Origin of the sequence: Sphingomonas rhizophila (genome assembly GCF_014396585.1) — a bacterium.
GTDB classification, from domain to species: domain Bacteria; phylum Pseudomonadota; class Alphaproteobacteria; order Sphingomonadales; family Sphingomonadaceae; genus Sphingomicrobium; species Sphingomicrobium rhizophilum.
Genome location: NZ_CP060717.1, coordinates 2,306,247 through 2,329,158, shown reverse-complemented (window position 1 = coordinate 2,329,158; position 22,912 = coordinate 2,306,247). Strand labels below are relative to the sequence as shown.

At 66.6% G+C, this 22,912-nt stretch carries 18 protein-coding genes and 6 pseudogenes; 8 read left to right on the top strand and 16 right to left on the bottom strand.

What is annotated here, in order from left to right; genetic code table 11:
• Positions 1 to 3 precede the first annotated feature (3 nt).
• Genes feoB through H9L12_RS11915 form a run of 4 tightly spaced genes read right to left on the bottom strand, consistent with a single transcriptional unit; the run spans position 4 to position 3,622 of the window.
• Positions 4 to 1,854, bottom strand: coding sequence for a ferrous iron transporter B (feoB, locus tag H9L12_RS11930; RefSeq protein ID WP_187541913.1), 1,851 nt, complete (start codon positions 1,852 to 1,854; stop codon positions 4 to 6).
• Positions 1,851 to 2,105 carry a FeoA family protein gene (locus tag H9L12_RS11925; RefSeq protein ID WP_187541912.1) on the bottom strand — a complete coding sequence of 85 codons (255 nt, stop codon included), beginning with the start codon at positions 2,103 to 2,105 and terminating at the stop codon, positions 1,851 to 1,853. Before H9L12_RS11925 ends, feoB begins: the two co-directional genes overlap by 4 nt.
• 45 nt (positions 2,106 to 2,150) lie before the next feature.
• Positions 2,151 to 2,804 carry a COQ9 family protein gene (locus H9L12_RS11920; RefSeq protein WP_187541911.1) on the bottom strand — a complete coding sequence of 218 codons (654 nt, stop codon included), beginning with the start codon at positions 2,802 to 2,804 and terminating at the stop codon, positions 2,151 to 2,153.
• Between the two features lie 5 nt (positions 2,805 to 2,809).
• A complete protein-coding gene (locus H9L12_RS11915; protein WP_187541910.1) occupies positions 2,810 to 3,622 on the bottom strand; it encodes a DMT family transporter in 813 nt (270 codons plus the stop codon).
• Positions 3,623 to 3,733: 111 nt separating this feature from the next.
• Here H9L12_RS11915 and H9L12_RS11910 point away from each other — a divergent pair, with 111 nt between their 5' ends.
• Positions 3,734 to 4,813, top strand: a complete 1,080-nt coding sequence (locus H9L12_RS11910) for an alkene reductase (RefSeq protein ID WP_187541909.1) — start codon at positions 3,734 to 3,736, stop codon at positions 4,811 to 4,813.
• Here the strand turns inward: H9L12_RS11910 and ribH are convergent.
• From ribH to H9L12_RS11875, 7 genes and pseudogenes are all read right to left on the bottom strand, one after another.
• A complete protein-coding gene (gene ribH / locus H9L12_RS11905) occupies positions 4,810 to 5,226 on the bottom strand; it encodes a 6,7-dimethyl-8-ribityllumazine synthase (RefSeq protein WP_187541908.1) in 417 nt (138 codons plus the stop codon). The two genes, H9L12_RS11910 and ribH, sit on opposite strands and share 4 nt — an antisense overlap.
• A 10-nt stretch (positions 5,227 to 5,236) precedes the next feature.
• Positions 5,237 to 5,833, bottom strand: coding sequence for a riboflavin synthase (locus H9L12_RS11900; protein ID WP_187541907.1), 597 nt, complete (start codon positions 5,831 to 5,833; stop codon positions 5,237 to 5,239).
• 7 nt (positions 5,834 to 5,840) lie between these two features.
• A pseudogene (gene ribD / locus H9L12_RS11895) lies at positions 5,841 to 6,802 on the bottom strand (bifunctional diaminohydroxyphosphoribosylaminopyrimidine deaminase/5-amino-6-(5-phosphoribosylamino)uracil reductase RibD).
• A 10-nt stretch (positions 6,803 to 6,812) separates the two neighbouring features.
• Positions 6,813 to 7,145, bottom strand: coding sequence for a hypothetical protein (locus H9L12_RS11890; protein WP_187541906.1), 333 nt, complete (start codon positions 7,143 to 7,145; stop codon positions 6,813 to 6,815).
• 28 nt (positions 7,146 to 7,173) lie between these two features.
• A complete protein-coding gene (locus tag H9L12_RS11885) occupies positions 7,174 to 7,842 on the bottom strand; it encodes an energy transducer TonB (RefSeq protein WP_187541905.1) in 669 nt (222 codons plus the stop codon).
• Positions 7,843 to 7,915: 73 nt separating this feature from the next.
• Positions 7,916 to 9,234 (bottom strand): annotated as a pseudogene (locus H9L12_RS11880) (glutamate--tRNA ligase).
• A gap of 31 nt (positions 9,235 to 9,265) precedes the next feature.
• Positions 9,266 to 10,878, bottom strand: a pseudogene (locus H9L12_RS11875) (NAD+ synthase).
• Positions 10,879 to 11,027: 149 nt separating this feature from the next.
• Between H9L12_RS11875 and H9L12_RS11870 the strand changes: the two are divergent.
• From H9L12_RS11870 to rplT, 4 genes and pseudogenes are all read left to right on the top strand, one after another.
• Positions 11,028 to 11,959 (top strand): annotated as a pseudogene (locus tag H9L12_RS11870) (ribose-phosphate pyrophosphokinase).
• Positions 11,960 to 12,001: 42 nt separating this feature from the next.
• Positions 12,002 to 12,649: a transglycosylase domain-containing protein gene (locus H9L12_RS11865; RefSeq protein ID WP_187541904.1), complete on the top strand. Its 648-nt coding sequence runs from the start codon at positions 12,002 to 12,004 to the stop codon at positions 12,647 to 12,649.
• A gap of 142 nt (positions 12,650 to 12,791) precedes the next feature.
• Entirely contained in the window at positions 12,792 to 12,995 is a 204-nt protein-coding gene (gene rpmI, locus H9L12_RS11860) for a 50S ribosomal protein L35 (RefSeq protein ID WP_187541903.1), read from the top strand.
• A gap of 14 nt (positions 12,996 to 13,009) precedes the next feature.
• A complete protein-coding gene (rplT, locus tag H9L12_RS11855) occupies positions 13,010 to 13,387 on the top strand; it encodes a 50S ribosomal protein L20 (protein WP_187541902.1) in 378 nt (125 codons plus the stop codon).
• Positions 13,388 to 13,444: 57 nt separating this feature from the next.
• Here the strand turns inward: rplT and H9L12_RS11850 are convergent, their stop codons facing one another.
• The 4 genes from H9L12_RS11850 to aceA are packed head-to-tail and all read right to left on the bottom strand — an operon-like array spanning position 13,445 to position 17,444.
• Positions 13,445 to 14,362, bottom strand: a complete 918-nt coding sequence (locus tag H9L12_RS11850; RefSeq protein WP_187541901.1) for a DUF5996 family protein — start codon at positions 14,360 to 14,362, stop codon at positions 13,445 to 13,447.
• A gap of 23 nt (positions 14,363 to 14,385) precedes the next feature.
• Positions 14,386 to 15,954, bottom strand: a complete 1,569-nt coding sequence (gene aceB / locus H9L12_RS11845; protein WP_187541900.1) for a malate synthase A — start codon at positions 15,952 to 15,954, stop codon at positions 14,386 to 14,388.
• Positions 15,951 to 16,148 carry a DUF4170 domain-containing protein gene (locus H9L12_RS11840; protein ID WP_187541899.1) on the bottom strand — a complete coding sequence of 66 codons (198 nt, stop codon included), beginning with the start codon at positions 16,146 to 16,148 and terminating at the stop codon, positions 15,951 to 15,953. Before H9L12_RS11840 ends, aceB begins: the two co-directional genes overlap by 4 nt.
• A 21-nt stretch (positions 16,149 to 16,169) precedes the next feature.
• Complete coding sequence (gene aceA, locus H9L12_RS11835; protein WP_187541898.1) at positions 16,170 to 17,444, bottom strand: isocitrate lyase; 1,275 nt, start codon at positions 17,442 to 17,444, stop codon at positions 16,170 to 16,172.
• A gap of 188 nt (positions 17,445 to 17,632) precedes the next feature.
• On the opposite strand from aceA, the gene H9L12_RS11830 reads away from it, so the two are divergent.
• The 3 genes and pseudogenes from H9L12_RS11830 to pheT all read left to right on the top strand — a co-directional run bounded on the left by H9L12_RS11830 (position 17,633) and on the right by pheT (position 22,444).
• The gene (locus tag H9L12_RS11830; protein WP_187541897.1) at positions 17,633 to 18,976 is read left to right on the top strand and encodes a helix-turn-helix domain-containing protein; all 1,344 of its coding nucleotides are present in this window, start codon (positions 17,633 to 17,635) and stop codon (positions 18,974 to 18,976) included.
• 43 nt (positions 18,977 to 19,019) lie between these two features.
• A pseudogene (pheS, locus tag H9L12_RS11825) lies at positions 19,020 to 20,080 on the top strand (phenylalanine--tRNA ligase subunit alpha); the annotation flags it as partial.
• A gap of 10 nt (positions 20,081 to 20,090) precedes the next feature.
• Positions 20,091 to 22,444, top strand: a pseudogene (gene pheT / locus H9L12_RS11820) (phenylalanine--tRNA ligase subunit beta).
• On the opposite strand, the gene H9L12_RS11815 reads toward pheT, so the two are convergent.
• Positions 22,441 to 22,884 (bottom strand): PaaI family thioesterase, encoded by a 444-nt coding sequence (locus H9L12_RS11815; protein ID WP_187541896.1) that lies wholly within the window; start codon positions 22,882 to 22,884, stop codon positions 22,441 to 22,443. The pseudogene pheT and the gene H9L12_RS11815 overlap by 4 nt on opposite strands.
• Positions 22,885 to 22,912 lie beyond the last annotated feature (28 nt).

Here is a 22,912-nt window from a genome sequence, read left to right as displayed (position 1 = left end):
CCGCTATCCGAGGCCGAACGCGACCGCCGTCCAATATGTCGCACCCGCGGCGATATAAGCGAGAGTGAACAGGTATCCGACCATGAACAGCGGCCACTTCCAGCCGTTGGTCTCGCGCCGGGTGACGGCGATCGTCGAGATGCATTGGGGCGCGAACACGAACCAGGCGAGGAAGGCAAGCGCGGTGGCGAGGCTCCAGCGGCCCGCCATGCGCTGCTCGAGCGTCTGCAGCTGGCCCTCGTCCTCGGCGTCGAGCGAATAGACGGTGCCGATCGCGGCGACCGCGACCTCGCGCGCCGCCATCGCCGGCAGCAGGGCGAGGCTGATGTCCTTGTTGAAGCCGATCGGCGCGACGACGGTGTGGATGCCGTCGGCAATATGCCCGGCAATCGAAACGTCGGACTGCTTCTGTCCGGGTCCCGCCTGCGGGAAACTCGCCAGAGCCCACAGGATGACGGTGGTGGTCAGGATGATGCCGCCGGCGCGCTTCAAAAAGATCATCGCCCGCTGCCACAAGCCGAGCGCGACGTCGGCGAGACGCGGCATCTGATACTTCGGTAATTCCATCATGAAGGCACCGCCCCCGCCTTTCACCACGGTCCGGCGCAGCACGAGCGCGGCGAGGAGCGCACCGATGATGCCGGCCAGATAGAGCGCGAACATGACCAGGCCCTGTAGCCCGATGCCCGGCCCGACCGTGCGCGCGGGAATGAATGCGCCGATGATCAGCGTGTAGACCGGCAGCCGGGCCGAACAGGTCATCAGCGGCGCGACCAGGATCGTGGTCAGCCGGTCCTTCGGGTCGGCGATGGTGCGCGTCGCCATGATTCCCGGCACGGCGCAGGCAAAGCTAGACAACAGCGGAATGAAGGCGCGGCCCGACAGGCCGGCGTGGCTCATCAACCGGTCCATCAGGAACGCGGCCCGCACCATGTAGCCAGTGCCTTCCAGCAACAGGATGAACAGGAACAGGATCAGGATCTGCGGCAGGAAGACGATCACCGCGCCGACCCCGGCGAACACGCCATCGATGATCAGTGAGCGAAGGATTCCATCGGGCAGCGCCCCCCCGATCCACGTCCCGAGACCCGTGACCAGCGCCTCCAGCGCGTCGGCCGGCGGAGCGCTCCACGCAAAGACAGCCTGGAACATGACGAACAGGATCGCGGCAAGGATGACGGGTCCGGCGACCGGATGAAGGAACAGGCCGTCCAGGCGGTGGGTAAGCCGGCGCACGGGCGTTTCACTGACGATGGCCGCCATGGCGATATCCCGCGCGCGGAGCTGCAGCAGCAGTGGATCGTGACTTGGGCCTTCCCCGGCGCGAACCAGCCGCGGGCTCAGCAAAAGCTCGTCGAGCGCCGCGAGCAGCGGGTCGAGTCCGCGTTTCCGGACGGCGACGGTCTCGATAACCGGAACGCCAAGCTCTTTCTGAAGCCTGGCGGCGTCGAGCTCGAGCCCGTCGCGCTTGGCGAGGTCGACCATGTTGAGCGCGACCACGGTGGGCAGGCCAAGGTCGATCAGTTGCAGCGTGAAGCGAAGGTGGTTGTCGAGGTTCGATGCGTCGACGACGATCAGCAGGGCATCGGGCAAGCGCTCGCCCGCCTGCTTGCCGAGCAGCACGTCGCGCGTGACCTCCTCGTCCGGGCTGGTCGGGTCAAGACCATAGGCACCCGGCAGGTCGACCACTTCCACCGGCCGGCCGCCGGGCAGGATCGTCTTGCCGACGTGCCGCTCCACCGTGACGCCGGGGTAGTTCCCGACCTTCTGGCGAGCGCCGGTCAGGGCGTTGAACAGGGCACTTTTGCCGGCATTGGGATTGCCGGCGACCGCGATCAAAGGCGGAGGGGTCATACTGCCTCGGTAGTGACGCGGACGGCGCGGGCATGGGCGCGGCGGATCGCCACGGTCATCCGGCCGACGCGGATGGCGAGCGGATCACGTCCGAACGGGCCGGCATGAAGCGATTCGACCGCGACCCCTTCATCGAAACCGAAGTGGCGGAGGCGGCTCGCGTCGCCGTCGTCCAGCGCGGCCCAGTCGATGGCCGCAATGCGTGCCCGAACACCGACTCCAAGCTGGTCGAGGGACTTCGCGCCGTTCATTTGCGAGCGATTATCAATAACAACAGGCGTTGGCTAGCCCTGATCCTAGTGCGGCGGGTAGCGCAGTCGTCCCAGGAAGCGCGACAGGCTTGGCCGGCGGATGGCGTTGGCGGTCCATTCCGCCTTGGCCTTTTCGAAGCGCATTACCTCGCCCAGCCGCCGATCGAGAAAGGCGGCAGTCGCCGTCCATCCTTCGGTCTGGTCGTCGAGCCAGGCGAGCAACGTCGCGCCATAGACGCCCGAAAGGATCAGCCGCTTGGTGTAGTGATTGTAATCGGTCGCGGTGTCGCCGGCGAGGCGCCACATCCTGTCCGCCGAACGCCAGCCGGTTTTCAGCCCGAGCGGCACATTCTGCGGCATGGCGAGGATCGCGAGCGCGCTGCGCACCGCCTCGCGCGCCGGTCCCGTCGTCTCCAGGCGAAACCAGATCAGCGACCGGATCCGGTCGCGCACCTTCATGGCGGCGATCCGCTCCGGCGGGAATGCGTTGACCATCGCCGCATCGACCCCGTCGATCCAGGCCTCGACCATCGCCGCCGGATCCTTTGGAAAAGCGAGCCTGGCCACGGCTGGGTCGATGCCAAGTTGCGCCGCGGCGCTATCGACGGCCTTGCCGGTCCATCCGTCGAAAACCGCATTTTCACCGACCGCGAGGGCGATCTGGCGGCGAACAGACTCGAGTGGGGTGGGATCGGTCATGGCGGCTAAGTGGTCGCATGCGCCGGCTGACGCAAGCGCACCAGCACAAGCGCGATGGCGATCAGCAGCGCGCCCACCCCGTCGAGTGCCGTCAGCGTCTCATCATAGTAGATCCAGCCAAGCAGTGCCGACAAGGCGGGCTGGGTCAGCAGGGCAAGGCCCACGATCAACGGAGAAAGATGGCCGATGGCGTAGACCAGCAATCCCTGGCCGACCACCTGGCTGCACAGGGCCAGTGCGACCACCCCGGTCCAGTCGGCCGGGATCATCGTTTCGCCGCGAACCAGGGCAATCGGCAGGATGACGAACGACGCCAGCAGGCTCGACAGGGCGAGCAGGCCGAGTGGCGGCACCTGGGTGCGGGCGCGGTCGATGGCGATAAGGTAGCCGGTGTAGAGCAGGCCGGCGAGCACCGACAGCAAGTCACCGTGGAGGTGCCGGAGCGACAATTCGGCGCTTCCCCACATCAGCAGCCCACAACCCAGCGCGGCGGCGGCGAGCGCCGCCGACTGGACAGGCGACGGCCATTGCCGTGCCAGCCACAGCCCGAAGGCGGCGAACAGGAAGCTGCCGATGTTGCCGAACAGCGTCGCGTTGCCGAGCTTGGTCAGCATGATGCCCGCATTCCACGCGGCGACGTCCGTCGCGAAAAAGAATGCGCCGGCGGCGATGATCCAGAAGAGGCGGCGGTTTGCCGGGCGGATCGGCTGCTTCGCAAAATGGGCCAACAGGAAAAGGAATGGCAGCGCCAGCGCCAGCCGCCAGAAACCGGCGGCGACGGGTCCAACGCCGCCCTGGCGGACCAGGAATGGTCCCATGGCCAGCGCTAGGTTCCCGATCAAAAGCGCGCCGAACGCGAGGCCGGAGCCCCTTGGCAGGTTTCGAATCGCTACTATCTTTCCGCTCCTGCCCACTTGAGGAGTTGCCTTATGCCGACGCTGTTTGATCCGGTCGAGGTCGGGGCGATCCAGGCACCCAACCGAATTTTCATGGCGCCGCTGACCCGCGCCCGCGCCACTCGCGACGCGGTGCCGACCCCGATGATGGCGGACTATTACCGGCAGCGCGCAGGGGCCGGACTGATCATCAGCGAAGCCACCGGAATCAGCCGCGAGGGCCTCGGCTGGCCCTATGCGCCGGGCCTGTGGGCCGAGGCGCAGACCGAGGGTTGGAAGCCGGTCACGTCCGCCGTCCACGAAGCCGGTGGCCGGATCGTCGCGCAGCTGTGGCACATGGGACGCGTGGTCCATCCCGACCTGGGCGGCGGGCAACCGGTCAGCGCCTCGCCGCTGGTCGCGCCGGGACAGGCACACACCTACGAGGGCAAGAAGGACTTCGTCGAGCCACGAGCCGCGACCGTCGACGACCTTCGGAGGATCATCGACGATTATGCGCGGGCCGCTCGGCATGCGATGGTCGCCGGATTCGACGGCGTGCAGCTGCACGGCGCCAATGGCTATCTGATCGACCAGTTCCTGCGCGATTCCAGCAATGTTCGCGACGACGGTTACGGCGGCCCGATCGCCAACCGGGTCCGCTTCCTGCGCGAGGTGATCGAGGCGATCGCGGCCGAAGCCGGCATGGATCGGACGGGCCTTCGACTGTCGCCCAACGGCACGGTCAACGGTGTCGGCGACAGCGACGGGCAGGCGCTGTTCACCGCCGCGGCGATGGAGATGGAGCGGATCGGCCTGCCATGGATCGAGATGCGCGAGCCCGGGCCCCAGTCGACCTTCCGCCCCACCGACGAACCCCCGGTCAGTCCGGCGATGCGGCAGGTCTATTCGGGCAAGATCATCCTCAACAGCGATTACCGGCTGGAAAGCGGGCAGGCGAAGCTGGACGAGGGCATCGCCGACGCGATCAGCTTCGGTCGGTCGTTCATCGCCAATCCCGATCTCGTCGAACGGCTCCGCGACGGCGATCCGCTTAATCACTGGGACGTCGACACCTTCTACAGCCAGGGGCCGGAAGGCTATGTCGACTATCCGCTGCGCGGCGCCGCCTAGTAGAGGTTCTTGAGGTCGAAAAGCGCCAACGCGGCACGTGCGGCATCGCCGCCCTTGTCCGATTGCGCGGGGTCGGCCCGGACGATCGCCTGTGCCTCGTTCTCGACGGTCAGGATTCCGTTGCCGACCGCCAACCCGTCGAGGGTCAGCGCCATCAGGCCACGCGCGCTTTCGCCGGCGACGATCTCGAAATGATAGGTCTCACCGCGGATCACCACGCCGAGCGCGACGTACGCGTCGAACCGTCCGCTGTCGGCGGCCAGGTTGATCGCCGCCGGTAACTCCAGCGCGCCCGGGACGGTAATCGTCTCATGGCTGTGGCCTGCCGCATCCAGCGCGGCGCGCGCGCCGGCCAGCAGCATGTCGTTGAGGTGGGCATAGAATCGCGCTTCGGCGATCAGGACATGGGCCATTCGATGGTTCCTAGGATTGCCGCATGCGCGCGATGTAGCGCGCCAGCACGTCGACCTCGACGTTGACCGGGTCGCCCTCGGCCAGGGCGCCAAGCGTCGTCTGTTGCGTGGTATGCGGGATGATGTTGACGGTAAAGCGGGTCTCGCCACCCTCGTCGCGGACTTCGTTGACGGTCAGCGATGTGCCGTCGAGCGTGATCGAGCCCTTGCCGGCCACCATCGTCCCGAGTTCCGCCGGAATGCCGATTTCGAGGCGCGTGGAATCGCCGTCGGTCCGGGCCGAGATGACCGTGCCGACTGCATCGACATGACCGGTGACGAGGTGACCGCCCAGTTCGTCGCCCATGCGCAAAGCGCGCTCCAAGTTGAGGCGCGATCCTTCCTGCCACCGGCCAGCGGCCGTGCGCGCCACAGTTTCCGCGCTGATGTCCACCGCGAACCAGTCGTCGCCCTTGTCGACGACGGTCAGGCACGCGCCCGAGCAGGCAATCGACGCGCCGAGGTCGACCGTCGAAAGGTCGTAGCCAGTTTCGATCACCAGCCGCAGGTCGCCGCGCTGCTCGGCGGTGCGGACCTTGCCGATATCGGTAATGATGCCCGTGAACATGTCCCGCCTACGCCTCGCTGTCGCGGACGCGCTCGTAAACTTCGAGCCGGTCGATGCCAAGCCGGGACCCGTCGCTCGCCCGCCAGCGACCGTGCGCATCGGCGATGGCGTCGAGCCCGATGTAGCCGAGCGAGGACTTGCCTTCGCCGACCAGGATGGGAGCGCGGTAGATGAGGATCCGGTCCACCAGGTCAGCGGCGAGGAACGCCGTCGCGGTCGCCGACCCGCCTTCGACGAGCAAGTCGTTGACGTCATGAAGGTCATACACATCGTGGGGGACGATAGCGTCTCCCACCCCTCCACCGCCTTGCCACGCGTCAGCAGCGCCCGGCGCGGCGACCAGTCCTCCAGCCCCGGAAGCCGGACGTCCAGCCGTGGCGCATCGGCGTTGTAGGTGCCGCGGCCGACGAGGATCATGTCGCTGTGCGCCCGCTCCAGATGGACGTGGGCGCGGGCGTCTTCGCCGGTGATCCACTTCGATTCGCCGCTGGGCAGCGCGATCTTGCCGTCGATCGACAGCGCAAGTTTCAGGGTGATACGCGGGCGCCCGAGCGCAAGGCGGGTCAGGTAGCCCGCGAGGGATCGCCGCGCGTCTTCCGCGCCCTCGCCGATGTCGACGCTGATACTCGCCGCCTGCAGCCGCGCAATGCCGTCTCCCGATGTCCTCGGGTCCGGATCGACGATCGCCACCACGGCCCGAGCGACGCCGGCCGCCGGGACGAGGTCGGCACAGGCCGGACCGCGCAAGGAGACATGGGCGCACGGCTCCAGCGTGGTGAAGAGGGTCGCGCCTCGCGCACGGTCGCCCGCCATGGCCAGCGCGACCGCTTCGGCGTGAGGCCGGCCGCCGGGCCGAGTCGCGCCCTTGCCGACGATCTCGCCATTTTTGGTGACGATGACGCAGCCGACATTGGGATTGGGCGCGGTTCGCCCGCGAGCGGCGTCGCCAAGGGCGATCGCCTCGGCCATCATCGCGGCGTCACTCAATGCCGAACCGCTTCTGGAGCTCCTGGAACTGGCGCTTTTTGGCGCGCTTGAACGCATCGCGTTCGGCCTGGTCCTTCTTCTGATCGGCGATGATGTCAGCGTCGGTTCGGTCCGGGCTATAATTCTCGACGTAAACGGCGGTCGGCGGCGGGGCCGTGTTGATCTTCGCGTCGACGAAGAAAATGATCAGGATGATCGTCGTGATCAGGATCGACAGCGCCGCGGCGATCACCTGCTCGCGGCTGCGCTGGCGGCAAAAGGCGGCAAGGTCGCGAAGCGCGGCGCGCGGGCTGGAAACGGGCGGGAAGACGGCCATGGGCACCAAGATAGGACGGCTTCCCGCCCGCGACCAGTCATTCGTCCAGGACGAAGCGCAATGTCAGCTGTGTTCTCGACGCCACCGCGACTCCATTTTCGGTCGCCGGCTTGTAGCGCCAGAACTTGAGGAGGTGCCGTCGCGCCGCCGCCAGGAACTCGGGATCGGCCGCTCCGACGGGATCGACCGCGATGACCCGGCCGCGTGCGTCGATGGTCAGCGCGAGGCGTAAGGCGGCCTCTTCCTGCAGCCGCTGCTTCGACGCCGGATAGGGTGGTTTCATCAGGTCCGCCGGTGTCGCCAGCCGGGCCGCGACCCGTTCGATGCTGGGCGGCGGCGGGTCGAATCTGACCGGCGTAACCGGGTCGTTCCCCGGATAGGGATCGATGGTGACCGGCTTCATGTTGGGTTCCGCTTCCGTTGGGGTCGCGACATCCGTTTTGATCACCGGATCGACGACCGTCACGCTTGTCTTGGTCACGGGACGCGGCGTCGGCTCGGTGGGCGGCGGCGGCGCCTTGGGCGGGTCGATCGGCACGTTGAAAATGTCGGTGATGATCGGCGCGACGGGCGGCGCGAAGTCGGACTTGGCGGTAATCAGCAGACCAAGGGCGACAGCATGACCGGCGACGATCAGGACCAGCGACTTGGGGAAGCAGCGGCGCCCTGCGGGCGGCGATGGGCAGCGTAAGTGAGCATTAAGCAACTCCTACCAACGCCATCATGTTGCATCATAACATAGCGACGCTGGCAAGGCTTATCTTCGCCTGACAGATTTCCTAGGTGGTGGAGGAGGCCCTGAGCCTCGCCATCGCGCGATCCTTGCCCAGCACGCGAAGCAGCGGTCCCATTTCCGGACCGGAATCGCGGCCTGTCAGCGCCTTGCGCAAGGGGTGGAACAAGCTTCGACCTTTCCGGCCGGTCGACTCCTTGAGCGCACTCGTCAGCGACGGCCACGGATCGCCACTCCAGTCGACAAGGGCCGCGGCATCGGCGGCATTGGCGAGGAAGTCCCGATCGTCACCCTCCGCGGCGGCGACCCCAATGTCCCCATGAAGCACCGGCAGCCAGTCGGCGACTTCGCCGAGGTGGTCGATGTTACCGCGCAGCAGATTCCAGTCCGCCTCGGTCGCACCGTCCGGCAAGCGATCGGCAACGTCGGCATAGTCGAGGTGGTGGAGAAGCTTGGCGTTGACCTGCTCGACTTCGGCCAGGTCGAAATGCGCCGGGGCCCGCCCGAAGTGGGCGAAGTCAAACCCTTCCGCAAGCTCGGCAAGGCTCTTCTTCGGCTCGACCGGCTGCGACGTTCCCAGCCGGGCGAGGAGGGAGTTGATCGCCATCGGCTCGATCCCCGCGGCGCGCAGCGCGTCGACGCCGCTGGACCCCAGCCGCTTGGACAGCTTGCCTTCGGCGGCGACGAGCAGCGCTTCATGCGCGAATGCGGGCGCCCTGGCGCCCATCGCGTCGAACATCTGGATTTGCACCGCGCTGTTCGACACGTGATCCTCGCCGCGCACGATGTGGGTGATGCCAAGGTCGATGTCATCGATGACTGACGGAAGAAGATAAAGCCAACTGCCGTCCGCGCGGCGGATAACCGGGTCGCTGATCAGCGCCGGGTCGAACCGCTGGTGACCGCGGATGAGGTCGTCCCATTCGATCGGCGCGCCGTGGTCGAGCTTGAAACGCCAATGCGGCGCGACGCACTCGGGGCCGGAACGCCTGCGGGCTTGCGCTCGTAGACTGGCGGCAGGCCGCGACCAAGCAGGACCTTTCGGCGAAGGTCGAGTTCCTCAGGCGTTTCGTAGCAGGCGTAGACGCGGCCCGCGGCACGCAGTCGCTCGAATTCGCGCTCATAGAGGTCGAACCGTTCCGATTGGCGAACGCTGCCGGTAGGTTCCAGCCCCAGCCACGCCAAATCCTCGCGGATCGAGCCGACATTTTCTTCCGTCGACCGCGCCGCGTCGGTGTCGTCGATCCGGAGCAGGAAGCGACCGCCATGCCTGATCGCGAACAGCGCGTTGTGGAGTGCGGTGCGGATATTGCCGACATGAAGCCGGCCGGTCGGAGAAGGAGCGAAACGGGTGACGACGGTCATGATGGCGCTGCGTTTAGGGGAAAGGCGACGGCTAGCCAGTGCGGAAGGCGTTCGTGATCGGATAGCGGCGGTCGCGGCCGAAGTTGCGGCTGCCGATCTTTACCCCGGCGGTGCCTGGCGCCGCTTGTATTCCGCGCGGAGCAGCTTCTTTTCGATATCCGCCACCACGGCAGGATCGACACCCGTCGCCCGCGCGGTTTCCGCCACCGAGCGTTCCTGTTCAACCAGCGATTCGAGGATCCGGTCGAGGAGGCTGTACGGCGGCAGGCTGTCCTCGTCCTTCTGGTTGGGTTTCAGTTCGGCCGAGGGCGGCTTGTCGATTACACGGTCGGGCATCACCGGGCCGTCCGGACCCAAAGCGCGCGGCGGGCGATTGGCGTTCCGCCAGCGCGACAGGGCGAACACCGTCGTCTTGTAGGCATCCTTCAGCACCGAATAGCCGCCGGCCATATCGCCGTAGAGCGTGGCGTAGCCGACGCTCATCTCGCTCTTGTTGCCGGTGGTCAGCAGCATGTGGCCATGCGCGTTGCTGAGCGCCATCAGCATGACCATGCGGAGACGCGCCTGGACGTTCTGGGCGGCAAGATCCGGCAGGTCCGGAAGCACCTCGTCGACCGCGCCGACGGCGGCGACGATCGGCACGACGTCGTGCCGCACGCCGAGCATCCGCGCGCATCCGGCCGCGTCCTCCAGGCTTTCGTCCGACGTATATTTCGACGGCAGCATCACGCACCACACCTTGTCGGGGCCAAGGGCGTCGACCGCGACCGCCGCCGACAGAGCGCTGTCGATGCCGCCGGACAGGCCGAGGAGGACGCCGGGGAAGCCGTTGGCCGTCACATAATCGCGCAGGCCCACGACCATCGCGTTGTAGATGTCCTGCGGATGGGGATCGAGCCCCGAGCGATGCTCGGTCGTGCAGCGCCAGCCATCGTCGGTGCCGTGCCAGTCGGTGACGAGCAGCGCTTCCGTCCAGTCCGGCATCTGCACCGCCAGCGACCCGTCGCGGTTGAGGACGAAGCTGGAGCCGTCGAACGCAAGTTCGTCCTGTCCGCCGACGCGATTGAGATAGGCGAGGGCAAGGCCGGTCTCCGTGACCCGGTCGCGGACGAGGCGGTGCCGAAGGTCGTCCTTGTCGAGTTCGAACGGACTGCCGTTGGGCACCAGCAGCAAATCCGCCCCCGCTCTCGCCAGCGCGGCGACCACCGGTTCGAACCAGATGTCCTCGCAGATCGGGACGCCTAGCTTCACCCCTCGCCACTCGATCGGCTGGGGCAGTGGCCCGGCGGCGAATATGCGCTTCTCGTCGAACGTGCCGTAGTTCGGAAGCTCGTGCTTGAGCGTCCGGCCAATGATCCGTCCGCCATCGGCGAGCACCATGGCGTTATAGGTCAGGCCGCCTTCGACCAGGATCGTGCCGAACAGCAGCGCCGGACCGCCGTCGCCCGTCGCTTCGACCAGCCGTACCGTCTCCTCCGCCGTTGCGCGCAGGAACGCTGCTTTCAGGACGAGATCCTCGACCGGATAGCCGGTGAGCTGCATCTCCGGCGTCATCACTAGGTCGGCGTCATCCGCGGCAGCCTTGGCACGAACTTCGACAATTGCCGCCGCGTTGCCGGCGAGATCGCCAACACGCTGGCTCATCTGGGCAAGGGCGATGCGGAGGCGATTGGTCGGCTTATCGGTCACCGACGCGGGGTTAAGCGCCCTGTCACGCGACCGCAACCTTGTGCTCGGGCCGCGCACCGCACTAAGGGGCACCAACCGCCTGCCGAATGGGGAATCCCAGCCACATGAAACTGCTCGCCGGAAACTCCAACGCGCCGCTGGCGCAGGCGATCGCCGATTACCTCCAGCTGCCGCTGACCGCCGCCAGCGTCCGGCGCTTCGCCGACGAGGAAGTGTTCGTCGAGATCAACGAGAATGTCCGCGGCGAGGACATGTTCGTCATCCAGTCGACCAGTTTTCCGACCAACGACAATCTGATGGAACTGCTCATCTGCATCGACGCGCTTCGCCGCGCCTCGGCCAAGCGGATTACCGCCGTCCTGCCCTATTTCGGCTATGCCCGGCAGGACCGGAAACCCGGCCCCGAACCCCCATCTCGGCCAAGCTCGTGGCCAACCTGATTACCACCGCCGGCGCCAATCGCGTGCTGACGATGGACCTGCACGCAGGGCAGATTCAGGGCTTTTTCGACATTCCGACCGACAACCTGTGGGCGGCGCCGGTGATGGCCGCCGACATCCAGGAACGCTACGCCAGCGAAAAGCTGATGGTCGTGTCGCCCGACGTCGGCGGCGTGGTCCGGGCGCGGAGCCTGGCCAAGCGGCTCGACAACGCCCCACTGGCGATCGTCGACAAGCGCCGTGAGCGCGCAGGCGAGTCCGAGGTGATGAACATCATCGGCGATGTCGAGGGCCATTGCTGCGTGCTGGTCGACGACATCGTCGATTCGGCCGGCACGCTGTGCAACGCCGCCGCCGCGTTGAAGGCGCAGGGCGCGACCAAGGTGCTGGCCTACTGCAGCCACGGCGTCCTGTCGGGTAAGGCGGTCGAGCGGGTTGCCAATGGCGAACTGGCCGAATTGGTGGTGACCGATTCGATCTATCACGCGAATATGGGCGAGACGCCGAAGATCCGCCGACTGGCGATCGCGCCGCTGTTCGGTGAGGCCATTCACCGCATCGCCGACGAAAGCAGCGTCAGCTCGTTGTTCGACTAGGCCGCTAACACTTTATTGGTCGCCGGCTGCTACAGCGGGTCGATGACGAGGCTCGATGTCAGGCAGGATGTGATGAAGGCGGCGGGCTGGGTCCTGTTCGGCCTCTTCACCCTGTTCATCCTCTACGAATGTTTCGCGATGTGGCGCGCCTACCAGCGCACGCCCGACGCCGTCGCCATCGCCCGGCAAGGAGAACTCAAGGCGTCGGACTTGTCGGCGGACCGCCGCGCCATCCTGTTGGCGGTGGAGGACCCCAGCTTCGATACCAACAGCGGGGTCGACTGGTCGAGCCCGGGCCAGGGCGCCACGACGATCGGTCAGGCGCTTACCAAGCAACTTTACTTTGACGACTTCAAGCCGGGCTTCGACAAGATCGAGCAGACGCTGATCGCGCGCTTCATGCTGCAACAGGCGCTGACCAAGGACGAGCAGCTGACCGCCTTCCTCAATCACGCCTATTTCGGAACGGTGAAGGGCCGGCCGGTGACCGGGTTCACCGACGCGGCGCGGACCTACTACGACCGCAGCTTCTTCGCCCTGACCCAGCGGCAATATATTGGCCTGGTCGGGATGCTCATGGCGCCGCGCGATTATGATCCCAAGCGTCAGCCGCGGGCCAGCGCCGAGCGGGTTAAACGGATCGAGCGGCTGGTCCAGGGCAATGCCGCCCGACCGGCGTCGGTGACGTGACCTACGAGGCTTGCCAGAAGACGGCCCCGCCCGTATAGGCGCCCCGCTTTCCAGATTCTTGGAAGAACGAACCGCCCGGCCAGTGAGGGCTGCCGTGGCTGTTCGAAAACGTCGCGTCTGTTGGCGCTACAAGGAGACGAAAATGCCCAAGCTGAAGACCAAGAGCGGCGTCAAGAAGCGCTTCAAGCTCACGGCCACCGGCAAGATCAAGCACGGCGTCGCTGGCAAGCGCCACCGTCTGATCAGCCACAACGCCAAGTACATTCGCCAGAACCGCGGCACCGAAGTCCTTGCCGATGCTGATACGCAGCGCGTCAAGCTTTGGGCGCCCTACGGCCTCAACTAAGGAGCGAATGAACCATGGCACGCATCAAACGCGGCACGACCACTCGCGCCAAGCATAAGCGGATTTTGGAGAGCGCGAAGGGCTATTACGGCCGTCGCAAGAATACCATCCGCATCGCCCGTCAGGCCGTCGAAAAGGCCGGCCAGTACGCCTACCGCGACCGCAAGGTGAAGAAGCGGAGCTTCCGCGCCCTGTGGATCCAGCGCATCAACGCCGCCGTCCGCGCCGAAGGCCTGACCTATGGTCAGTTCATCCACGCGCTGAAGCTGGCGAACATAGACCTCGACCGGAAGGTCCTGGCCGACATCGCGATGCACGAAGCCGAGGCGTTCAGCGCGATCATCGCGCAGGCCAAGGCGGCGCTTCCGAAGGAAGACAAGAAGGCGGCGTAACGCCCCGACTTGGATCGCACGAACAAGGGCGCGGCCGGCAACGGCGGCGCCCTTTTTCTATGGCGCGACCGGGTCGCGTTCCAGCGACGGGCGGTCCCAGCCGGCGAGGTCCGCCGCCGCCGCGTAGGTCGATTCGAGGAATGCCATCAGCGCCGCCTCCGGATGTTTCGCCGTCCTGACCGCATCGTAGGGCAGGACGAACTCGCCGAGCTGCCCGTCGAACAGCGCCGCATCCGGCGCGACCGGTCGGGCGCGGAAACCGTCCGGTTCGGGGTAGGCGTAGCTGTAGAAGATCGGCTCTGCCGCGATGGCACCACCGGGCCAGAAGCCCGCGCTGGACACCTCGTGACTATAAGCTTCGTGAGTGATGCGGTCGGGCAGGCCGGGGACGCCGCCGGGATGCGTCGGAGCGCGGTTGCCCGAGAAGCGGGTGACGGCGAGGTCGAAGCTGCCCCAGAAGAAGTGCACCGGGCTGCACTTGCCGGCGAAGCCGGCGCGAAAGCGTTCAAAGACCGGTTCGATCAGCATCAAGGCGGCGTGAAGCCGTTCCGCAGTGTCCGGTCGATAGTCGCGCGGCGCGGTGTCCTCGGCGAAGGGCACTGCGCCCTCGATTTCATTCGGGAGGCCGTTGAAGGTCGACGGGAAGCCATGCGCGTCCAGCATGGCGATCAAGTTGCGATGCAGTGCGGCGACGCTGCCGAGGTCGAGCGGCAGGATGTCGCGCTCACCGTCAGCGGCGCTGAGCACGATGGCGTGACGGCACAGGTCCAGCGTGAGCGTGAAGGCGAGGCCGTTGATGACGATCGGTTCGATCGCCAGGCCTTCCGCGACCGGATGCAGCGTGACATTCCAGCCGTGGTTGGTCCAGGTCGAGTGGGCGACCCGCATCTTGCCCAGCATCTGGCTGGCAAGGTGAAGTAGATGCAGCGTCGGGTGATCACGCGCGACGTCGAACGCAGGCCACGGCTGGGGCATCGGCGACTCCTTCGCCGGGCAGCCTAGTGCAGCAGGCGGTAGCCCGGAAGGGTCAGGAACTCTTCGAAACGCTTCCAGGTTACGAGCTGGTAAAGCAGCTTCGAGGCTTCTGCGAGGTGCGGCAGGTCCCCGAGCGCCTGGATTTCCTCCTGGAACCAATGTTCGAACAGGTCGCGGGTCAGATGGCGGCCGTCGCAGATCGGCGCTTCATACTTCAGCCACTGCCAAAGCTGGGCGCGGCAGATTTCCGCCGTCGCGGCATCCTCCATCAAATTGTAGAGCGGCACCGCGCCGCGCCCACCGAGCCACGCCGCGATATATTGCGCCGCGACCCGGATATTTTCGCGCACGCCAGATTCGGTGCGCGGTCCGTCATGCAGCTCGAGCATCGCCTCGCGATCAGGAAGCGTTTCGGGCATGACGTCCAGCTGGTTGGGGCCGCTTAGCCCGCCGAAGGCCTCCATCGCTACCGGCACCAGCGCCGGATGCGCGACCCAGGTGCCGTCGTGCCCATTGCGTACCTCGCGGTCCTTGTCGGCGCGGACCTTGGCGAAGGCGGCGGCGTTGGCCGCTTCGTCGCCCTTGACCGGGATGAACGCCGCCATCCCGCCCATGGCGAAGGCACCGCGGCGGTGGCAGGTCGCCACGAGTCGGATCGAGTAGGCGGCGAGGAAGGCCTTATCCATCGTCATCGCCGAGCGGTCGGGCGTCAGCCAGTCGGGCGAATCGCCGATCCGCTTGATCGCCGAAAAGATGTAGTCCCAGCGGCCGCAGTTGAGGCCGACGATATGATCCTTCAGCGCATGGAGAATTTCGTCCATCTCGAAGGCGGCCGGCAGGGTTTCGATCAGCACGGTGACCTTGATGGTGCCGTGGCGCAGCCGAAGCCGTTCCTCGATAAAGCCGAGCACGTCGCTCCACAGCGCGGCTTCTTCCATGCTTTCGAGTTTGGGCAGGTAGAAATAGGGGCCGCTGCCGTTGGCAAGCGCGGCATGCGCCGAGTGGCAGCAATAGATGGCGGCGTCGAAGAAAGCGCCGGCGACCGCTTCGCCGTCGACGGAGACATGCGCTTCGGGCAGGTGCAGGCCGCGCGGGCGGACGATTAGGACGGCGGGCGTGCCATTAAGGCGATAGTCCTTGCCGGTATCGGGATCGGTGAAGGCGAGGCGGCCGGTCCAGCGGTCCTTGAGATTGACCTGGCCCTGGAGGAGTTCATCCCAGCGCGGCGCGGTGGCATCCTCAAAGTCGGCCATGAACACCCGCGCGCCGCTGTTGAGCGCATTGATGACCATCTTGGCGTTGGTCGGTCCGGTGATCTCGACCCGGCGATCGGTGAGGTCGTCGGGGATCGGGCCGATGCGCCAGCCCCCCTCACGGATGGCACGCGTATCTTCCCGGAAATCAGGGCGATGGCCGGCGGCGTAGCGCGCCTGGCGCTTGTCGCGATCGTCGAGCAGCGCGCGGCGCCGGACATCGAAATGGCGGTGGAGGTCCGCCACCAGGTCGAGTGCTGCCGGGGTCAGCACCTCGTTGGCTCGCGCGATGCCGCTCGGCGCGACCTCCGTCCGCGGTCGGTCGAGGGCGTCGCTCATCGGGCCATCGGCTCCGACGCGATGGCGTAGCGGCGCGTGGCCGGGCACTGGTCGCGAAAGGTCAGGCGCGTCCATTCGCGGCGCGCCTTGCCTTCGTCGCCGAACGGACCGTGAATCTGCTCCGTGCCCGGCACGAGCTGGGCGAATTCGCAGTCGCGATACTCGCCGCCGATTACCCAATAACGCTGAGTCATGGTGCTATCCTTTCCTGCGAATCAGGCCGCTTCGAATTGCTGGGTTTCGGTTGAAGCGGCGAGCGCGGTGGTCGAGCTGTCCCCGCCCGACAGCGCCATCGCGACGCGGTCGAAATAGCCGGTGCCGACTTCGCGCTGGTGACGGGTCGCGGTGTAGCCGTTGGCTTCCGATGCGAACTCGGCCTGCTGGAGACGCGAGTAGGCGGCCATGCCATGATCGCGGTAGCCGCTGGCCAGTTCGAACATGGCGTGGTTGAGGCTGTGGAAGCCGGCCAGGGTGACGAACTGGAACTTGTAGCCCATCGCGCCCAGCTCACGCTGGAACTTGGCGATGGTGTCCTTGTCGAGCTTGGCCTCCCAGTTAAAGCTGGGCGAGCAATTGTAGGCGAGCAGCTTGCCCGGATATTGCGCGTGGACCGCTTCGGCGAACTTGCGCGCGTCGTTGAGGTCCGGGTGGCTGGTTTCCCACCACAGCAGGTCGGCGTGCGGCGCGAAGGCCAGGCCGCGGGCGATGCAATGGTCGAGACCGGTGCCGTCCTTGAGGCGGAAAAAGCCTTCGGGGGTGCGCTCGCCGGTCAGGAATTGATGGTCGCGCCCGTCGACGTCGGAGGTGATGAGCTTGGCGCTTTCCGCGTCAGTGCGGGCGACGATCAGTGTCGGGACACCCGACACGTCGGCGGCGAGGCGCGCGGCCTGCAGGTTGCGGATGTGCGCCTGGGTAGGGATCAGCACCTTGCCGCCGAGGTGGCCGCACTTCTTTTCCGACGCCAGCTGGTCCTCAAAATGAACCGCGGCGGCGCCCGCCTCGATATAGGCCTTCATGATCTCGAAGCAGTTCAAGGGCCCGCCGAAGCCGGCTTCGGCGTCGGCGACGATCGGGACGAACCAGTCACGCTCCGCCCCGCCCTCGCTATGTTCGATCTGGTCGGCGCGCTGCAGCGTGCGGTTGATGCGCCGCGCCAATTCCGGGCCGGCATTGGCCGGATAGAGCGACTGGTCGGGATACATCGCGCCGGCCGTGTTGGCGTCGGCGGCGACCTGCCAGCCGGAGAGGTAGATGGCGTCGAGCCCGGCACGGACCATCTGCATCGCCTGATTGCCGGTCAGCGCACCCAGCGCCCGGACCGGTTCTTCGCGATGAAGCAGCCGCCACAGCTTTTCAGCACCGCGGCGCGCCAGCGTATGTTCGATCGCGACCGATCCGCGGAGCGCCTCCACCTCGGCGGCGGTGTAGTTGCGCTCGATGCCCTCGAAACGGTCCTGGGGCGCTGGGATCAGGGTTTGAAAATCGGTCATCGAATCGACTCCGGCAGAAGAATGTGACCGCAAGGCTGCCTGTCGCCAGAGACCTCGAGAATGGCAATTAGAGACGCCTTGTCGCGATGTGACTTGTCGTTTTTGTGAAGTCATGACAAATTGTAGCGGTGGGGGCGCAGAAACTCTTCTTGGGGACACGGTTACGTCGACTCCGCCGCGACCGGGGCATGACCCAGAGCGCGATGGCATCGGCGCTGGGCGTATCGCCGTCCTATCTCAACCATCTCGAGCGCAACCAGCGGCCGGTCAGCGCCGGCGTTCTGGTACGGTTGGCGGCGACGTTCGACGTCGACCTCAACAGCTTCGCAGCGCCGAGTGCTGAGCGAACCGGGCCCGAGCATCTGGGCGAAATCTTCGCCGACAGCCTGTTCGCCGACCTCAACATTCCCCGCTATGAACTGGTCGAGATCGCGAGCAACGCGCCGTCGGTCGCCGACGCCATCGCCCGGCTCTACGAAGCGCTGAACGACACCCGCCGGCCCGGCATCGAGGGCAATGGCGACGCCCGGACGATGGTCACGCCGGAAGCCTGGGTGCGCGACTATATCCAGGCCCAGCGCAACCATTTCCCCGAACTGGAGGATTGCGCGGAGACCGTCGGTGGGGCGATGCACGACGGGCTTTCGCTGGCCGAGCCGCTCCGCCGCCGCCTCAAGGACGCATTCGGCATCACCGCCACGATCGTGCCGTCGTCACAGCTCGGCGAGGCCAGCCAGGTGTTCGATACCGAGCGCAAGCGGTTGTCGCTATCGTCGCTGTTGCGGTCGGAGAACCGGACGTTCGGTCTTGCATACCAGTTGGCGTTGATCGAATTCGGCCCGATCCTGAAACGGATGGTCGACGACGCCGCGCCGCCCGACCAGGGATCGCGCAACCTGTTGCTGGTCAGCCTGGCCAACTATGCGGCCGGGGCGATCATCATGCCCTATGGCCGCTTCCTCGCCAGCACCGAGGAGTATCGCTATTCGATCGACAAGCTGTGCGGCGAATATGGCGCCAATGTCGAGCAGGTCGCCCACCGGCTGACGACGATGAACCGCCCGAACGCGCGCGGAGTCCCCTTTTTCATGCTGCGCGTCGATCCGGCCGGGAACATCAGCAAGCGCTATGCCGGCGAGAATTTCCCCTTCTCTCGCTACGGCGGCACTTGCCCGCGCTGGAACCTCCACGCCGCGTTCCAGACCGCAGGGCAGGTGGTGACACAGATCATCGAGACGCCGGACGGCCAGCGATACTTCACCGTGTCGCGAACGATCGACCGGCCAATCCCGACCGGCCTGTCGGGCGGATTACTGGCGATCGGGCTGGGCTGCGACATTCGCCATGCCCACCGGCTGTCGTGCGCCGATGGCCTCAATCTTGCCGATCCGCCGGTAACGCCGGTGGGACCAGCCTGCTCGATCTGCCCGCGCGTGCAATGCCCGTTTCGCGCCACCGCGCCGGCCGGACGCGCGCTGACCGTCAGCGCCGACCGCAAGACGATCAGCCCCTACCCCTTCTTCGCCGGTTGAAGCCTTTGCTTTTGGCGGCCGGCCTTGGCAAAGGCCCATTCCCATGAGTGTCGACCCCCAAGCCCTGGCCGAAAGCTGGACCCGCAAGATCGCCGAAGCGCCCGACCTCGGCGCGCTGGAAACGCTGCGCGTCGGCGCGCTTGGCAAGTCGGGCGAGATCAGCGCGCTGCTGAAGACAATGGGGCGCTGTCGCCGGAAGAGCGCACGACGCGCGGTCCCGCCATCCACGGCGCGCGTGAAGCGGTCAGCACCGCACTGGCCGACCGCAAGGCGGCCCTGGAAGCGGCCGAGCTGGAGCAGCGGCTGGCGACCGAGCGGGTCGACCTGTCGCTGCCGGCCCGTGAGACGCCGAAGGGGTCGATCCACCCGGTCAGCCAGGTGATGGACGAGCTGGCCGAAATCTTCGCCGACATGGGCTTTGCCGTCGCCGAAGGGCCGGAGATCGAGGACGACTGGCACAATTTCACCGCGCTCAACATTCCCGAGACTCACCCGGCGCGGGCGATGATGGACACGTTCTACATCGAGGGTGAGCATGAGCGACCGATGGTCCTGCGCACGCACACCTCGCCGGTCCAGATCCGGACGATGCAGACCATGCCGCCGCCAATCCGCATCATCGCCCCGGGCCGCGTCTATCGCAGCGACAGCGACGCGACGCACACGCCGATGTTCCACCAGATCGAGGGGCTGGTGATCGATCGGGGCATCCATCTTGGCCACCTCAAGTGGACACTCGAAACATTCCTTAAGGCGTTCTTCGAGCGCGACGACGTCGTCCTTCGCCTGCGCCCGTCCTATTTCCCGTTCACTGAGCCGTCGGCGGAAGTCGATGTCGGCTGGAGCTACGAAAAAGGCCGCCGCGTGGTCGGCGGGTCCGACGGCTGGCTGGAGGTGCTGGGCAGCGGCATGGTCCACCCCAAGGTGATCGCCAATTGCGGGCTCGACCCCGACGAGTGGCAGGGCTTCGCCTTCGGCACCGGCGTCGACCGGTTGGCGATGTTGAAATACGGCATGGACGATCTGCGCGCCTTCTTCGACGGCGACCTGCGCTGGATGAAGCATTACGGGTTCCGCTTCCTCGACGTCCCCACGCTGTCGGGGGAGTCGGCGCATGAAGTTCTCGCTAAGCTGGCTGAAGCAGCACCTCGACACTACGCTCGACGCCCAGGCGATCGCCGAAGCGATGACCAAGATCGGTCTGGAGGTCGAGGGCGTCGACAATCCCGCCGAAGCGCTAAAGCCGTTCCGCGTCGCCCGGGTGCTGACTGCCGAGCGTCATCCGCAGGCCGAAAAGCTGCAGGTGCTGACCGTCGACACTGGGGACGGCCAGCCGCTGCAGGTCGTTTGCGGCGCCCCCAACGCCCGCGCCGGCCTGGTCGGCGTGTTCGGCGGGCCGGGCACCTATGTGCCCGGAAGCGACATCACGCTGAAGAAGGCGGCGATCCGCGGCGTCGAAAGCAACGGCATGATGTGCTCCACGCGCGAGCTCCAGCTGGGCGACGACCATGACGGGATCATCGAACTGGCGGTCGACGCGCCGGTCGGTACGAGCTTCGCCGACTATGCCGGGCTGGACGATGCGGTATTCGACGTGGCGATCACGCCCAACCGGCAGGATTGCATGGGCGTTCGCGGCATCGCCCGCGACCTTGCCGCCGCCGGCCATGGCACGTTGAAGCCGCTGGACGTTCCCGCGATCGACGGCAGTTTCGACAACCCGATCGAGATCCGCATCGAGGATCCCGACGGTTGCCCGGCCTTTTACGGTCGTACCGTTCGCGGGCTGACCAACGGCGCCAGCCCCGACTGGATGCAGCAGCGGCTGCGGTCGGCGGGACAGCGACCGATCTCGGCTCTGGTCGACATCACCAATTACGTCATGCTCGACCTCGGCCGGCCGGCGCACGCCTATGACGTCAAGACGCTGTCGGGCACGGTCGTGGCGCGCCGCGCTCGCGAGGGCGAGACCGTCGTCGCATTGAACGAGAAGGAATTCGCGCTGACCCCGGCGATGACCGTGATCGCCGATGATCGGGCGGTGCACGACATCGGCGGCATCATGGGCGGCGAACATTCGGGTGTCGGCGCCGACACGACCGAAACGCTGCTGGAAATCGCCTATTTCACCCCTGACAATATCGCCCGCACCGGACAGGCACTGGGCCTGACCAGTGACGCGCGCAGCCGCTTCGAGCGCGGGGTCGATCCGGCCTTCCTCGACGATGGATTGGCGATCCTGACCGGTCTCATCCTCGACATCTGTGGCGGTGAAGCGAGCCGCGTGACGCGCGCCGGTGAGGCGCCGCTCGGGCGAAAGCATGTGCGCTTCGACCCGGCACGAACCAAGCGACTGGGTGGTGTCGACGTGCCCGAGGCGGAGCAACGCGCCATCCTGGAAAGGCTTGGTTTCACCTTCGAAGGCGATGACGCAGTCGCGCCAACCTGGCGCCGCGATATCGACGGCCCTGCCGACCTGGTCGAGGAAGTCACCCGCATCGTCGGATACGATGCCGTCCCGTCGACCGCCTTGCCTCGCGCAGACGGAGTGGCGCGTCCGACCGCTACCCGGTCCCAGCTGGCCGAGCGTCGCGCTCGCCGCGCTGCCGCCGCGCGCGGCCTCGACGAGGCGGTTACGTGGAGTTTCATCCCCGAGGCGCAGGCGGCGTTGTTCGGGGCGCTCCGAAGGTCGTCGCCAACCCGATCAGCGAGGACATGAAACATATGCGTCCGTCGCTGTTGCCCGGCCTGGCGGCCGCAGCGCGACGCAATGCCGATCGCGGCGCGGGCAGCGTGCGGCTATTCGAGCTTGGCCGCCGCTATCTGGCCGACGGCGAGCATTCGACCCTTGCCGTGATGCTGTCGGGCGACCGCAACCCGCGCAACTGGCAGTCGGGCAAAGCCGAGCGGTTCGATGCGTTCGATGCCAAGGCCGAGGTGCTGGCGCTGCTGGAGGCTGCCGGGGCTCCGGTCGCCAACCTGACGCTTACGATGGGTGCGGGCGAAGCGTGGCACCCGGGGCGGTCGGCGCGGTTCGGGTTGGGCCCGAAGACCATCCTTTCCGATTTCGGCGAACTTCATCCGCGGGTGGCCAAGGCGCTCGACCTGCCGGCCGGAACGGTGGCAGCCGAAATCTATCTCGACGCGATTCCGGCATCGCGCAGCTCGGGCCACAGCCGCCCGCCCTATGCGCCGCCACTGCTTCAGCCCGTCACTCGCGACTTTGCCTTCATCGTCCCCGCCGACCTGCAGGCGGATGCCTTGGTGCGGGCCGTTCGCGGCGCAGACAAGCAGGCCATCGTCGGCGCGCGCATCTTCGACCGGTTCGAAGGCGACGCCGGGCTCAGCCTGGCAGTCGAGGTCGTGCTGCAACCGGGCGAGAAGAGCTTCACCGAGGCCGAGATCGCCGAGATCGGGCAGCGGATCATCGCCGCCGCCGCCAAACTGGGCGCGACGCTGCGCGCCTAGCGCGGACGGTCGAAGACCAGCAGCGTCGAGGTGGCGCTGGCGATCAGGCGGTCTCGAGCATCGAGCAGCTTCGCCTCGGAGAAAGCAGCGCGACGTCCGAAGCTTACCACTTCGCCTACCGCGCGGACCGGACCGGAATCGACCGTCATCGCGCGGTGATAGGCGACCTTCAGCTCCAACGTCGTGTAGCCTTGCCCCGCCGCCAGCTTGGTGTGGACCGCGCAGCCACAGGCGCTGTCGAGCAAGGTTGCCGCATAGCCGCCGTGGATCGTGCCGATCGGGTTGGTAGCGAACGCGCCGGGTGTGCTTTCGAACACCGCACGGCCGTCGTCGACTTCTGTCAGGACGAAGTGGAGGGAATGAGCGATGCCGGGGCCTTCCCCCGCCGCCATCATCGCGCGCAATTGTTCGATGCCGCTAACGTCGTCGTAGATGTTCATGCCGCGATCCTACGGCACGGGTTGCATT

What these genes read in the sequence shown, in the direction of transcription:
- feoB (WP_187541913.1), bottom strand. Translation starts at nt 1,854, where the DNA reads ATGACCCCTCCGCCTTTGATCGCGGTCGCCGGCAATCCCAATGCCGGC.
- H9L12_RS11925 (WP_187541912.1), bottom strand. Translation starts at nt 2,105, where the DNA reads ATGAACGGCGCGAAGTCCCTCGACCAGCTTGGAGTCGGTGTTCGGGCA.
- H9L12_RS11920 (WP_187541911.1), bottom strand. Translation starts at nt 2,804, where the DNA reads ATGACCGATCCCACCCCACTCGAGTCTGTTCGCCGCCAGATCGCCCTC.
- H9L12_RS11915 (WP_187541910.1), bottom strand. Translation starts at nt 3,622, where the DNA reads ATGGGACCATTCCTGGTCCGCCAGGGCGGCGTTGGACCCGTCGCCGCC.
- H9L12_RS11910 (WP_187541909.1), top strand. Translation starts at nt 3,734, where the DNA reads ATGCCGACGCTGTTTGATCCGGTCGAGGTCGGGGCGATCCAGGCACCC.
- ribH (WP_187541908.1), bottom strand. Translation starts at nt 5,226, where the DNA reads ATGGCCCATGTCCTGATCGCCGAAGCGCGATTCTATGCCCACCTCAAC.
- H9L12_RS11900 (WP_187541907.1), bottom strand. Translation starts at nt 5,833, where the DNA reads ATGTTCACGGGCATCATTACCGATATCGGCAAGGTCCGCACCGCCGAG.
- H9L12_RS11865 (WP_187541904.1), top strand. Translation starts at nt 12,002, where the DNA reads ATGACGAGGCTCGATGTCAGGCAGGATGTGATGAAGGCGGCGGGCTGG.
- rpmI (WP_187541903.1), top strand. Translation starts at nt 12,792, where the DNA reads ATGCCCAAGCTGAAGACCAAGAGCGGCGTCAAGAAGCGCTTCAAGCTC.
- rplT (WP_187541902.1), top strand. Translation starts at nt 13,010, where the DNA reads ATGGCACGCATCAAACGCGGCACGACCACTCGCGCCAAGCATAAGCGG.
- H9L12_RS11850 (WP_187541901.1), bottom strand. Translation starts at nt 14,362, where the DNA reads ATGCCCCAGCCGTGGCCTGCGTTCGACGTCGCGCGTGATCACCCGACG.
- aceB (WP_187541900.1), bottom strand. Translation starts at nt 15,954, where the DNA reads ATGAGCGACGCCCTCGACCGACCGCGGACGGAGGTCGCGCCGAGCGGC.
- H9L12_RS11840 (WP_187541899.1), bottom strand. Translation starts at nt 16,148, where the DNA reads ATGACTCAGCGTTATTGGGTAATCGGCGGCGAGTATCGCGACTGCGAA.
- aceA (WP_187541898.1), bottom strand. Translation starts at nt 17,444, where the DNA reads ATGACCGATTTTCAAACCCTGATCCCAGCGCCCCAGGACCGTTTCGAG.
- H9L12_RS11830 (WP_187541897.1), top strand. Translation starts at nt 17,633, where the DNA reads ATGACCCAGAGCGCGATGGCATCGGCGCTGGGCGTATCGCCGTCCTAT.
- H9L12_RS11815 (WP_187541896.1), bottom strand. Translation starts at nt 22,884, where the DNA reads ATGAACATCTACGACGACGTTAGCGGCATCGAACAATTGCGCGCGATG.